The sequence below is a fragment of the Pseudomonas sp. BF-R-30 genome (assembly GCF_019956175.1).
Lineage (GTDB): Bacteria > Pseudomonadota > Gammaproteobacteria > Pseudomonadales > Pseudomonadaceae > Aquipseudomonas > Aquipseudomonas jessenii.
In genome coordinates this window covers 1-12,630 of the sequence record NZ_JAHBDE010000040.1, presented here as the reverse complement: position 1 = coordinate 12,630, position 12,630 = coordinate 1, and the positions used below count along the sequence as shown (strand labels likewise).

Below are 12,630 nucleotides of genomic sequence, written 5' to 3'. Positions count from 1 at the left end.
CTAAACGCTGGTGATTTTTTAAACTGTCGAGTCCGCTCGCCCATCCGGGCAGCGCGCATATTGCATTTGCTACGAGGAAGACCATGGCCCGCGTAACCGTTGAAGACTGCCTAGAACACGTGGATAACCGCTTTGAGCTGGTCATGCTCTCTACCAAGCGTGCCCGTCAACTGGCCACCGGCGGCAAAGAGCCGAAAGTAGCATGGGAAAACGACAAGCCTACCGTCGTTGCCCTGCGCGAAATCGCTGAAGGCCTGATCGACTACGCAGCTATCGCCGAAGCCGAAATCGTTGAAGATGAACCGCTTTTTGCTGCATTCGAGGACGAGTCCAACGAGGCCGTCTAAGCCTATGCCTGGTCGACGTAGCACGGCGCGGGATAAAAGCTTACGGCAGGAGACATCATGCCGAGCATAGACGCCCTCGCCGATCGCTTATCGACCTACCTCGGCAAGGACCAGGTCAACCTGGTCCGCCGAGCGTATTTCTACGCCGAACAAGCCCACGACGGCCAACGCCGCCGTAGCGGCGAGGCGTACGTCACGCACCCACTCGCGGTTGCGAATATTCTTGCCGACATGCACATGGACCATCAGAGCCTGATGGCCGCGATGCTGCATGACGTGATCGAAGACACCGGTATTGCCAAGGAAGCGCTGCAAGCGCAGTTCGGCGAAACCGTGGCGGAACTCGTCGACGGGGTCAGCAAACTGACCCAGATGAATTTCGAGACCAAGGCCGAGGCCCAAGCCGAAAACTTCCAGAAAATGGCCATGGCCATGGCCCGCGACATTCGCGTGATCCTGGTCAAGCTGGCCGACCGCCTGCACAACATGCGCACGCTGGAAGTGCTGTCCGGCGAAAAACGCCGGCGCATCGCCAAGGAAACCCTGGAAATCTATGCGCCCATCGCCAACCGGCTGGGCATGCACGCCATCCGCATAGAGTTCGAAGACCTCGGTTTCAAGGCCATGCACCCGATGCGTTCCGCGCGGATCTACCAGGCCGTCAAACGCGCCCGGGGCAACCGCAAGGAAATCGTCAACAAGATCGAAGAATCCTTAAGCCACTGCCTGGCCATCGATGGCATCCAGGGCGAGGTCAGCGGTCGCCAGAAACACCTCTACGGCATCTACAAGAAAATGCGCGGCAAGCGTCGGGCCTTCAACGAGATCATGGACGTCTACGCGTTCCGGATCATCGTCGACAAGGTCGATACCTGCTACCGCGTGCTGGGTGCTGTACATAACTTATATAAACCGCTGCCGGGGCGCTTCAAGGATTACATCGCGATCCCCAAGGCCAACGGCTATCAGTCGCTGCACACCACGCTGTTTGGCATGCACGGTGTGCCGATCGAGATCCAGATCCGCACCCGCGAAATGGAAGAGATGGCCAACAACGGCATCGCCGCCCATTGGCTGTACAAATCCAGCGGCGACGAGCAGCCAAAAGGCACCCATGCCCGCGCCCGCCAGTGGGTCAAGGGCGTGCTGGAAATGCAGCAACGCGCCGGCAACTCGCTGGAATTCATCGAAAGCGTGAAGATCGACCTGTTCCCGGACGAGGTCTACGTGTTCACGCCCAAAGGCCGGATCATGGAGCTGCCCAAGGGCTCCACGGCGGTCGACTTCGCTTACGCGGTGCACACCGACGTCGGCAACAGCTGCATCGCCTGCCGGATCAACCGTCGACTCGCGCCTCTGTCCGAACCGCTGCAAAGCGGCTCCACGGTCGAGATCGTCAGCGCTCCCGGCGCACGGCCGAACCCGGCCTGGCTCAACTTCGTGGTCACCGGCAAGGCGCGCACACACATACGCCACGCACTGAAGCTGCAACGCCGCTCCGAATCCATCAGCCTCGGCGAGCGCCTGCTGAACAAGGTCCTCAACGGGTTCGACAGCTCGCTGGAGAAAATCCCGGCCGAGCGCATCAAGGCCATGCTGGTCGAGTACCGCCTGGAACTGATCGAAGACCTGCTGGAAGATATCGGCCTGGGCAATCGCATGGCCTATGTAGTGGCCCGCCGGTTGCTGGGCGAAGGCGAACAGTTGCCAAGCCCTGAAGGCCCGCTGGCGATTCGCGGCACCGAAGGCCTGGTGCTCAGCTACGCCAAGTGTTGCACGCCGATCCCGGGTGACCCGATTGTCGGCCACCTGTCCGCCGGCAAAGGCATGGTCGTGCACCTGGACAACTGCCGCAATATCAGCGAAATCCGCCACAACCCGGAAAAATGCATCCAGCTCTCGTGGGCCAAGGATGTCACCGGCGAATTCAACGTCGAGCTGCGCGTCGAGCTGGAGCACCAGCGCGGCCTGATCGCCCTGCTGGCCAGCAGCGTCAACGCCGCCGACGGCAACATCGAGAAAATCAGCATGGACGAACGCGATGGGCGCATCAGCGTGGTCCAGTTGGTGGTCAGCGTGCACGACCGCGTGCACCTGGCCCGCGTGATCAAGAAACTGCGCGCCTTGACCGGGGTGATTCGCATCACCCGCATGCGCGCCTAAGCCCCTAATTACAAGGAGTCCTACATGACCAAGACTGTTATCACCAGCGACAAGGCCCCGGCCGCCATCGGTACTTACTCCCAGGCGATCAAGGCTGGCAACACCGTTTACATGTCGGGTCAGATTCCCCTGGACCCAAAAACCATGGAACTGGTTGAAGGCTTCGAAGCCCAGACCGTCCAGGTATTCGAGAACCTCAAGGCCGTGGCTGAAGCTGCCGGCGGTTCGTTCAAGGACATCGTCAAGCTGAACATCTTCCTCACCGACCTGAGCCACTTCGCCAAGGTCAACGAGATCATGGGCAAGTACTTCGACCAGCCTTACCCTGCACGCGCCGCCATCGGCGTAGCCGCCCTGCCAAAGGGTTCGCAGGTCGAAATGGATGCCATCCTGGTCATCGAGTAATGCGTACGGCGCAGCCTCGGGCTGCGCCGACTGCTCTGCTGTAAAGAAAGCTTGAAAGGATTCCACCATGCGCAACGCGCTTGTTCTCTCGCTGCTTGCCCTGTTCCTGGGCGGATGTGCCAGCAACCCTGCCGACCGTGACATCAGCGGCACCTGGATCAACCAGGTGGCGATCGATGCTGCCGCCAAAGGCGTCCCCCTGCGTGAAGCGCTCCAGGCCTATGGCCCGAACCTGGAATGGGACATCAACACCAAGGCCGGTCAGGCCCGCTACACCAACGGTTTTGAAAATGTCGATGGCAAGCTGCTGGGTGAAGACTCCGGCGCCTGGAAAGTCGACTTTTATGGCAGCTCGGCCAGTGAGCTGAAGCGTGACGGCAAGCAACTGAGCCAGTCCGCCAGCGACAATGAGCCTGAGCAAGTCTTCGACCGCGTACAGATCCAGGTACCGGATGGCGCACCGATGGGTGCCACCTTCGAGCGTGCCCTGTATTCAGCCTACATGGGTGGCGGCTGGACAATCGTCAACGGCCCGGGCGAAGGCAACACGGTTCAATTCCAGGCCGACGGCCAGGTGACCGGCCTGCCGGGCAGCGACCGCTATGCGTTGTGCCTGGCCGGCGATTGCGCATCCATGAGCGGCGGCAATGACAACATTTGGCTGCAACTCAATGGCCAGGGCAACGCCTGGATCTTTGCGCGCAAGGGCAAAGAGCTGGAGATTTTCCAGACCGTGAACACGGCGCAGGCGGACGAGATGCCTCAATACACGCCGGGTGATCGCAAGTGGTTGCTGGAGAAGCAATAACCCGGATCTAGCTGCAAAGAAGTTTTAATGTGGGAGCGGGCTTGCTCGCGAAGGCTATCTATCATTCAACGTTGATGTTGACTGATACACCGCTTTCGCGAGCAAGCCCGCTCCCACATTTTGGTTTCTGGTGACTGAATGTCAGCAGCGCCCTTCAATGATCGCCGCATACCCCTCGCGAAAACTCGGATACTTCGGCGTCCAGCCCAACGCTTTGGCCCGCGCATTGCTGCAGCGCTTGCTGCCAGTGCGACGCACGCTGTCGTCATCGGCCCATTCGGTCACACCCAGATATTCGCGCAACCAGCCCACCACATCGGCCAGCGCTGCCGGCGCGTCATCGACGCCGATGTAGACATCATCCAGCGCCACGCCTCGCCGATCCGCCTCAAGCAGGCACGCGATCAACCCTGCGGCATCGTCGGCATGAATCCGATTGGCATACAACGGTGGCTCGACCGCCACGCGATAACCCCGGCGCACCTGGGTCAGCAGCCATTCACGGCCGGGACCGTAAATGCCGGTCAGGCGCACGATACTGGCCGGAATGCCGCTCTTGAGGGCAAGTTGCTCGGCTTCGAGCATCACACGTCCGGAATAGCCCGCCGCCACGGCCGGTGAAGCCTCGTCGACCCATTCGCCATTCTGCTGACCGTAGACACTGCTGCTGGAAACGAACAACAGGCGATTGGGCATCTGCCCGTAGTCGTCCAGCCACTCCAGCACATGCTCCAGACCCTGAACATACGCAGCGCGGTAACCGGCTTCGTCGTGATCGGTGGCCGCCGCGCAATACACCAGGTAATCCACGGCGCCGATTGGCCAAGTGTCCGGGCAGTCTTTGTTGAACAGGTCACCGGCCACGCCGATGACGCCCTTGGGCAGGCGTGAAACGTCGCGTCGCAGGCCATGGACCTCCCATCCCGCCGCCAGCAATTGTGTGGCCAGGCGGCTGCCGACATCACCGCAGCCGGCGATCAAAACAGTAGGCGCAGACATCAGAAAACTCCCATCGGAAAGCCACAGACTAGCGCCGGCAACAGACAGGCGGCTAGTAATGCAGGAAAAAAAGAGACGCTATTACTTCTGTTAACAAGAATTACTTGCAATAATGCCTCCCCACTTTTGTTCTCGGCCTTCGAGGCCTGGAAGAACATCACCCGTTTTTTCTCTCAGGTCCGGCCAGCATGACACGCAATCAATTCTCCGCTTCGCCAACCAAACGACCTCGCGCCTGGAGCGCGGTGGCCGCCCTGTTCTTCAGCCTGATGCTCGCGCCAGTCGCCGCTTTCGCCGATGCCCAGGCGCCAGCCACACCAGCCGCCACCGCGCCTGCGCCGGCCGATCACGCCGCCCCGGCCGTTGCTCCGGTCGCGACCGATCCTGCCCAGGCCGCACCGACAGAAGCGTTGGGTGAAGACGTCCCTGAAGTCCTCGAAGCCGACAACACCCTGGGCATGGCCCACGACCTGTCGCCGTGGGGCATGTACAAGAACGCCGACATCATCGTGAAAATCGTGATGATCGGCCTGGCCATCGCCTCGATCATCACCTGGACCATCTGGATCGCCAAGGGTCTTGAGCTGATGGGCGCCAAGCGTCGTCTGCGCGGTGAAATCGCTCAACTGAAAAAATCCACCTCCCTCAAGGAAGCCAGCGCCACCGCGGCGAAGGAAGGCACCCTGGCCAACCTGCTGGTACATGATGCCCTTGAAGAGATGCGCCTGTCGGTCAACAGCCGTGAGAAAGAAGGCATCAAGGAACGCGTCAGCTTCCGTCTTGAGCGCCTGGTCGCGGCCTGCGGTCGCAACATGAGCAGCGGCACCGGCGTGCTGGCCACCATCGGTTCCACCGCGCCGTTCGTCGGCCTGTTCGGTACCGTATGGGGCATCATGAACAGCTTCATCGGCATCGCCAAGACCCAGACCACCAACCTCGCCGTCGTCGCCCCCGGTATCGCCGAAGCCTTGCTGGCTACCGCGCTGGGCCTGGTTGCAGCTATCCCTGCGGTCGTGATCTACAACGTCTTTGCCCGCTCCATCGCCGGTTACAAGGCTCAGGTGTCCGATGCGTCGGCACAGGTCCTGCTGTTGGTCAGCCGCGACCTCGACCACCAGCCTGAGCGCAGCTCGCAACCGCACATGGTGAAAGTGGGGTAATCGGCCATGGGCCTGCATTTGAAAGAAGGGGCAGACGACGATCTGGCCGAAAACCACGAAATCAACGTTACGCCGTTCATTGACGTGATGTTGGTGCTGTTGATCATTTTCATGGTGGCGGCTCCGCTGGCCACCGTGGACATCAAGGTCGACCTGCCCGCCTCGACCGCCAAGCCGGCTCCGCGGCCAGAGAAACCGGTGTTCCTCAGCGTCAAGGCTGACCAGCGCCTGTTCCTTGGTGAAGACGAAGTGAAGGCCGAAGCACTCGGCGCCACCCTCGACGCCAAGACCCAGGGCAAGAAAGACACGACAATCTTCTTCCAGGCCGACAAAGGCGTGGATTACGGCGACCTGATGAGCGTGATGGACAACCTGCGTTCCGCCGGTTACCTGAAGGTAGGTCTGGTCGGACTCGAGACGGCAGCCAAGAAATGATCACGACGCGCCATAAGCTGACGCGTTACAGCGGTAGCCTGGCCGTGGTGCTGGGCGTTCACGCGCTGGCCATCGCGCTGGCGTTGAACTGGTCCGCCCGTCCGCCCATCGAATTGCCCCCTCAGGCAATGATGGTCGAACTGGCACCGGTTCCTGCCCCGCCACCGCCTGCCCCGCCGAAGGTCGTCACCCCGCCGCAGCCACCGGCTCCGGTTGAAGAACTGCCGATACCCAAGCTCGCTGAAGCGCCGAAAGCTGAAATTGCCGTGCCCAAGCCGGTCAAACCCAAGCCGAAGCCGCAACCGCCCAAGCCGGTAGAGAAAAAACCCGAACCGCCGAAGGAAAAACCGGCCGAGGAAAAGCCTGCCGAAACGCAACAGACTCAGGCACCAACGGAGAAATCCGCCCAGCCTGCGCCGGGCCCATCGCCTGCTCAATTGGCGGCCAAGGCCAGTTGGCAAGGCACGCTGTTGGCACACCTGCAGAAGTACAAAAAGTACCCTGCAAGTGCCCAGGCGCGGGGCAAGGAAGGCATGAACCGTCTGCGTTTCGTCGTGGATGCCGAAGGCAATGTGTTGTCGTTTGAGCTGGTAGGCGCCTCGGGCACTGCCGATCTGGACCGGGCCACTCTGGAAATGATCCGTCGCGCCCAACCGCTGCCCAAGCCACCGGCCGACATGCTGACCAATGGCTCCATCGAAATCGTTGCACCGTTTGTTTATTCGCTGGAAAAACGCCGGCGGTAAATGTGGGAGCGGGCTTGCTCGCGAAGAGGCCGACACATTCAACATCCATGTTGATTGGCACACCGCTTTCGCGAGCAAGCCCGCCCCCCATGATCACGCTTCAACGATAAAAGGCACCGAAAGGTGCCTTTCGCTTATCTGCCAGCGGCAAACCGGTATAACCCGGTGTCACGCGACAGTCTCAGTCTGATAACGTGCGTCTATCGATTGCAGCCGGTATGCTTGGCCCGCAACTACATGGACGCTTGCTATGACCCTCACAGAATTACGCTACATCGTTACCCTCGCCCAAGAGCAGCACTTCGGCCACGCGGCCGAGCGTTGCCACGTCAGCCAGCCGACCCTGTCGGTGGGTGTGAAAAAGCTTGAAGACGAACTCGGTGTGCTGATTTTCGAGCGCAGCAAAAGCGCCGTGCGCCTGACGCCGGTCGGCGAAGGCATCGTGGCCCAGGCCCAAAAGGTATTGGAACAAGCCCAAGGCATCCGCGAACTGGCCCAGGCCGGCAAGAACCAGCTGACCGCCCCACTCAAAGTCGGCGCGATCTACACCGTCGGGCCGTACCTGTTTCCGCATCTGATTCCACAACTGCACCGGGTCGCCCCGCAGATGCCGTTGTACATCGAAGAAAACTTCACCCACGTGCTGCGCGACAAACTGCGCAACGGCGAGCTCGACGCGATCATCATCGCCCTGCCGTTCAATGAAGCCGACGTGCTGACCCTGCAGCTCTACGACGAGCCGTTCTACGTGCTGATGCCGGCGCAGCACCCGTGGACACAAAAGGAATCCATCGACGCCAGCCTGCTCAATGACAAGAGCCTGTTGCTGCTCGGCGAAGGCCACTGCTTCCGCGATCAGGTATTGGAAGCCTGCCCGACCCTGACCAAAGGCAACGACGGCGCCAAGCACACCACGGTGGAATCCAGCTCCCTGGAAACCATTCGCCACATGGTCGCCTCGGGTCTCGGGATTTCGATCCTGCCGTTGTCGGCGGTCGACAGCCATCACTACGCCCCCGGCGTAATCGAGGTGCGTCCGTTGTCGGCACCCGTACCGTTCCGCACCGTGGCCATTGCCTGGCGCGCCAGCTTCCCGCGCCCGAAAGCGATTGAAATCCTCGCCGACTCCATTCGCCTGTGCTCGGTGGCCAAGCCAGCGGCGCAAGTCGCTGCGGGCTAAGCAACGGTCATGAGCGAGTTGTCGCAAGTGTCGGTGACGGCACTCAAGGGTGTCGGTGAAGCCATGGCCGAGAAACTGGCCAAGGTCGGCCTGGAAAACCTCCAGGACGTGTTGTTTCACCTGCCCCTGCGTTATCAGGACCGCACTCGCGTGGTGCCGATCGGCGCACTGCGGCCCGGTCAGGATGCGGTCATCGAAGGCACTGTCAGCGGTGCCGATGTGGTCATGGGGCGTCGGCGCAGCCTGGTGGTCCGGTTGCAGGATGGCACCGGCGGACTCAGCCTGCGCTTCTACCATTTCAGCAACGCGCAAAAGGAAGGCCTCAAACGCGGCACGCGGATTCGCTGCTACGGCGAAGCGCGGCCCGGTGCTTCGGGGCTGGAGATCTACCACCCGGAATACCGCGCCATCACCGGCGACGAACCGCCGCCAGTGGATGAAACCCTGACCCCGGTCTACCCGCTCACCGAGGGCCTGACCCAACAGCGCTTGCGCCAGTTGTGCATGCAGACCCTCACCCTGCTCGGCCCCAGCAGCCTGCCCGACTGGCTGCCGAGCGAACTGGCCCGCGACTACCAACTGGCGCCGCTGGCCGATGCGATCCGCTACCTGCACAACCCGCCCGCCGATGCCGACGTCGATGAACTGGCCCTCGGTCACCACTGGGCGCAGCACCGTCTGGCTTTCGAAGAACTGCTGACCCATCAACTGTCGCAACAGCGCCTTCGTGAAAGCATGCGCGCCCTGCGTGCTCCAGCGATGCCCAAGGCAACGAAGCTGCCAGCCAAATACCTGGCCAACCTCGGCTTCAGCCCGACCGGTGCCCAGCAGCGGGTTGGCAACGAAATCGCCTATGACCTCAGCCAGCACGAACCGATGCTGCGGCTGATCCAGGGCGATGTCGGCGCCGGCAAAACCGTGGTCGCCGCCCTTGCCGCGCTGCAAGCGCTGGAGGCCGGTTATCAGGTTGCGCTGATGGCGCCCACCGAGATTCTCGCCGAGCAGCACTTCATCACCTTCAAGCGCTGGCTCGAACCGCTGGGCATCGAAGTCGCATGGTTGGCCGGCAAGCTCAAGGGCAAGAACCGCGTCGCCGCACTGGAGCAAATCGCCAACGGCACGCCGATGGTGGTCGGCACCCACGCGCTGTTCCAGGACGAAGTGCAATTCAAGAACCTGGCACTGGTGATCATCGACGAACAGCACCGTTTCGGCGTACAGCAGCGTCTGGCCCTGCGGCAGAAAGGCGTCGGCGGGCGCATGTGCCCGCACCAGCTGATCATGACCGCCACGCCGATTCCGCGCACGCTGGCCATGAGTGCCTACGCCGACCTCGACACCTCGATCCTCGACGAACTGCCCCCCGGCCGAACCCCGGTCAACACCGTGCTGATCACCGACACCCGGCGGGTCGAAGTCATCGAGCGAGTGCGCAGCGCTTGCGCAGAAGGGCGTCAGGCCTATTGGGTGTGCACGCTGATCGAAGAGTCGGAAGAGCTGACCTGCCAGGCCGCCGAAACCACGTTTGAGGACCTTACCGCCGCCCTCGGCGAACTGAAAGTCGGGCTGATCCACGGCCGCATGAAGCCTGCGGAAAAAGCCGCGGTGATGGCCGAATTCAAGGCCGGCAACCTGCAATTGCTGGTCGCGACCACGGTGATCGAAGTCGGCGTGGACGTGCCCAACGCCAGCCTGATGATCATCGAGAACCCTGAACGCCTGGGCCTGGCGCAATTGCACCAGTTGCGCGGCCGCGTCGGCCGGGGCAGCGCCGTCAGCCATTGCGTGCTGCTCTACCATCCGCCGCTGTCGCAGATCGGCCGCCAGCGCCTGGGCATCATGCGTGAAACCAACGATGGTTTCGTCATCGCCGAAAAGGATCTGGAACTGCGCGGCCCCGGCGAAATGCTCGGCACCCGGCAGACAGGTTTACTTCAATTCAAGGTCGCCGACCTGATGCGCGATGCCGATTTGCTGCCCGCCGTGCGGGATGCCGCCCAGGCATTGCTCGAGCGCTGGCCGACCCACGTCAGCCCGCTACTCGATCGATGGCTGCGTCATGGCCAACAATACGGCCAAGTGTGACAACCGTCACGGTTTCTGAGGCGTGGCCCCAAGCAAGCTGGTTATACTCCTGCAATTGTTTAAGTCCGGATACAGACCATGACCGACGTTGCCTTCGCACCCGACACCCCGCACGCTCCGTCGGTTATTCGGCTGATGCTGGGCAAGCTGGGCATTGCCTACGAAGAGGTGCTGGACCGTCACGGTCTCAATGCCGCGCGCAAAGTGCAGGCTGTTCTCCTGGATGACAGCATTGGCGTATTGATGGTGCTGTTCCCGCAGAGCCAATTGCTGGACCTCAATCGCCTGACCGAGCTCACCGGTCGCCGCCTCGCCGCCGTACCCACCGAACGCCTGACAAAAATGCTCGGCAAGCACAATCTCAGCTTGCTGCCGGGCTTGCCGGCGCTGACCAGTTCACCGTGCCTGTATGACGAAAGCCTGCTGCGCGAGCCGAAGTTGCTGATCAACTCCGGTGAGCCGGGCGTGCTGCTGGAAATCACCAGCGAAGACTTCAAGGCGACCATGCTGACCAAGGCCAGCGCCGCCAACTTCGGCGAAAACCTGACCAGCATCCGTCCCAACCTCGACCGCCCCGATGACGACCGCGAGGAAATCACCCAGGCCGTCCAGGCGTTCACCGCACGGCGTATCCAGCAGCGTCTGGAAGCGACCATCGAAATTCCGCCGCTGGCCGAAACCGCGCAAAAAATCATCAAGCTGCGCGTCGACCCCAACGCCACCATCGACGACATCACTGGCGTGGTCGAAACCGACCCGGCGCTGGCCGCACAAGTGGTGAGCTGGGCGGCATCGCCCTACTACGCGTCGCCGGGCAAGATCCGCTCCGTTGAAGACGCCATCGTGCGCGTGCTGGGCTTCGACCTGGTGATCAACCTGGCGCTGGGCCTGGCCCTGGGCAAAACCCTGAGCCTGCCCAAGGACCACCCGCAACACTCCACCCCGTACTGGCAGCAATCGATCTACACCGCCGCCGTCATCGAAGGCCTGACCCGCGCCATGCCGCGCGCCCAGCGTCCGGAAGCCGGCCTGACCTACCTCGCCGGCCTGCTGCACAACTTCGGCTACCTGCTGCTGGCCCATGTGTTCCCGCCGCACTTCTCGCTGATCTGCCGTCACCTGGAGGTCAACCCGCACCTGTGCCACAGCTACATCGAGCAACACCTGCTGGGCATCAGCCGCGAACAGATCGGCGCATGGCTGATGCGCCACTGGGACATGCCCGAAGAACTGTCCACGGCGCTGCGCTTCCAGCACGACCCGGCCTACGACGGCGCCTACGCCGAGTACCCGAACCTGGTCTGCCTGGCCGTGCGCCTGCTGCGCAGCCGCAACATCGGCTCCGGCCCCGACGAAGACATCCCCGACGCCCTGCTTGAACGCCTCGGCCTGAGCCGCGAAAAAGCCAACGACGTGGTAAGCAAAGTGCTGGAAGCTGAAGTGTTGCTGCGTGAACTGGCGTCGCAGTTCACGCAGGGCTGAAAAACATCGCGAGCAAGCTCGCTCCCACAAGGATCACCAAAACCTTGTAGGAGCGAGCCTGCTCGCGAAAGTCGTCAACGATGACGCGTGCATCCTGGATAACCGCGGGGGCCTTGAGTTTCTCGCGAGCAAGCTCGCTCCTACACCTTCTTCGGCTTCAAATACTTCGTCAGCCCCTGGAACCAGATCACCAGCGCCGGGTTGCCCTTGATCTGAATCGACTTGTCCTGAATCCCCGTCATGAACGCCAGCTGCTTGTTCTTCGCCTGCATCGTGGCAAAGCCATACGCGGCGTCTTTAAAGGCAATCGCAAACGCAGGCTCGGCATGCACACCCGATTGACTGGTGATGCGCTGGTCCTTCACGCGGAAATGCCGCGCCACTTTCCCGTCCAGGGTCTGCAGTTGAAACACCAGGTCCTTGTCACCCAACTGCTGCTGAAACGCCGGATTGGTCCGGCTGGCCTTACCCATCAACAAACCCAGCATCCACAGCAGAAAACGAAATTTCATGCGTAAGCCTCAGAAGAAAAATGAACGGCTGGGGCAGTTTAACGGCTTCGAACGAGAACGCCACTGTTGTGTATCGTTAGCGGGAGATGATGTTATTTTTGACGCTGATGACTACCAAGTCACGAAACAAATAGAGTGATGCCGTCACTCCCGGCGGGATGCTTCTACCGGCAGAATTTGGCCCAGAGTGTGTAAAAACGCCTTCGTGAACCCTTGCTATGATTTCTGAGGAATTCATCGCAGGGATCGCCCATGAAGCGCTTTATCCAAGGTGAACATCGAGGCCAAGGTACCTTACTTCCCGAAAG

General features: G+C 61.5%; 13 protein-coding genes. 11 read left to right on the top strand and 2 right to left on the bottom strand.

Annotated elements, in window-relative coordinates; all coding sequences use genetic code 11:
* The first annotated feature begins 83 nt into the window (after positions 1-83).
* The 4 genes from rpoZ to KGB20_RS19905 all read left to right on the top strand — a co-directional run bounded on the left by rpoZ (position 84) and on the right by KGB20_RS19905 (position 3,723).
* On the top strand, positions 84-347 hold the full coding sequence (gene rpoZ, locus KGB20_RS19920; RefSeq protein WP_007921129.1) for a DNA-directed RNA polymerase subunit omega: 264 nt from the start codon (positions 84-86) through the stop codon (positions 345-347).
* Between the two features lie 57 nt (positions 348-404).
* Positions 405-2,510, top strand: coding sequence for a bifunctional GTP diphosphokinase/guanosine-3',5'-bis pyrophosphate 3'-pyrophosphohydrolase (spoT, locus tag KGB20_RS19915; protein WP_150812727.1), 2,106 nt, complete (start codon positions 405-407; stop codon positions 2,508-2,510).
* Between the two features lie 24 nt (positions 2,511-2,534).
* Positions 2,535-2,915 (top strand): RidA family protein, encoded by a 381-nt coding sequence (locus KGB20_RS19910; RefSeq protein WP_003229509.1) that lies wholly within the window; start codon positions 2,535-2,537, stop codon positions 2,913-2,915.
* A 67-nt stretch (positions 2,916-2,982) separates the two neighbouring features.
* Positions 2,983-3,723: a hypothetical protein gene (locus KGB20_RS19905; protein WP_154909786.1), complete on the top strand. Its 741-nt coding sequence runs from the start codon at positions 2,983-2,985 to the stop codon at positions 3,721-3,723.
* Between the two features lie 141 nt (positions 3,724-3,864).
* On the opposite strand, the gene KGB20_RS19900 is transcribed toward KGB20_RS19905, so the two are convergent.
* Positions 3,865-4,722 (bottom strand): SDR family oxidoreductase, encoded by an 858-nt coding sequence (locus tag KGB20_RS19900; protein ID WP_150812725.1) that lies wholly within the window; start codon positions 4,720-4,722, stop codon positions 3,865-3,867.
* A 188-nt stretch (positions 4,723-4,910) separates the two neighbouring features.
* Here KGB20_RS19900 and exbB point away from each other — a divergent pair, with 188 nt between their 5' ends.
* From exbB to KGB20_RS19870, 6 genes are all read left to right on the top strand, one after another.
* Positions 4,911-5,882: a tonB-system energizer ExbB gene (gene exbB, locus KGB20_RS19895; protein WP_154909784.1), complete on the top strand. Its 972-nt coding sequence runs from the start codon at positions 4,911-4,913 to the stop codon at positions 5,880-5,882.
* Positions 5,883-5,888: 6 nt separating this feature from the next.
* The gene (gene exbD, locus KGB20_RS19890; RefSeq protein WP_154860885.1) at positions 5,889-6,317 is read left to right on the top strand and encodes a TonB system transport protein ExbD; all 429 of its coding nucleotides are present in this window, start codon (positions 5,889-5,891) and stop codon (positions 6,315-6,317) included.
* A complete protein-coding gene (locus tag KGB20_RS19885) occupies positions 6,314-7,063 on the top strand; it encodes an energy transducer TonB (RefSeq protein WP_015097375.1) in 750 nt (249 codons plus the stop codon). The genes exbD and KGB20_RS19885 overlap by 4 nt, the downstream gene beginning before the upstream one ends.
* Positions 7,064-7,313: 250 nt before the next feature.
* On the top strand, positions 7,314-8,243 hold the full coding sequence (locus KGB20_RS19880; protein WP_008047093.1) for a hydrogen peroxide-inducible genes activator: 930 nt from the start codon (positions 7,314-7,316) through the stop codon (positions 8,241-8,243).
* Between the two features lie 9 nt (positions 8,244-8,252).
* Positions 8,253-10,328, top strand: coding sequence for an ATP-dependent DNA helicase RecG (gene recG / locus KGB20_RS19875; RefSeq protein ID WP_090452170.1), 2,076 nt, complete (start codon positions 8,253-8,255; stop codon positions 10,326-10,328).
* 78 nt (positions 10,329-10,406) lie between these two features.
* On the top strand, positions 10,407-11,810 hold the full coding sequence (locus tag KGB20_RS19870) for an aminoacyl-tRNA deacylase and HDOD domain-containing protein (protein WP_102669407.1): 1,404 nt from the start codon (positions 10,407-10,409) through the stop codon (positions 11,808-11,810).
* Between the two features lie 140 nt (positions 11,811-11,950).
* Here KGB20_RS19870 and KGB20_RS19865 read toward each other — a convergent pair whose 3' ends face one another.
* Positions 11,951-12,322, bottom strand: coding sequence for a hypothetical protein (locus tag KGB20_RS19865; RefSeq protein ID WP_057395891.1), 372 nt, complete (start codon positions 12,320-12,322; stop codon positions 11,951-11,953).
* Here KGB20_RS19865 and KGB20_RS19860 point away from each other — a divergent pair.
* Positions 12,321-12,461, top strand: a complete 141-nt coding sequence (locus KGB20_RS19860) for a hypothetical protein (protein ID WP_191626082.1) — start codon at positions 12,321-12,323, stop codon at positions 12,459-12,461. The two genes, KGB20_RS19865 and KGB20_RS19860, sit on opposite strands and share 2 nt — an antisense overlap.
* Positions 12,462-12,630: the final 169 nt, after the last annotated feature.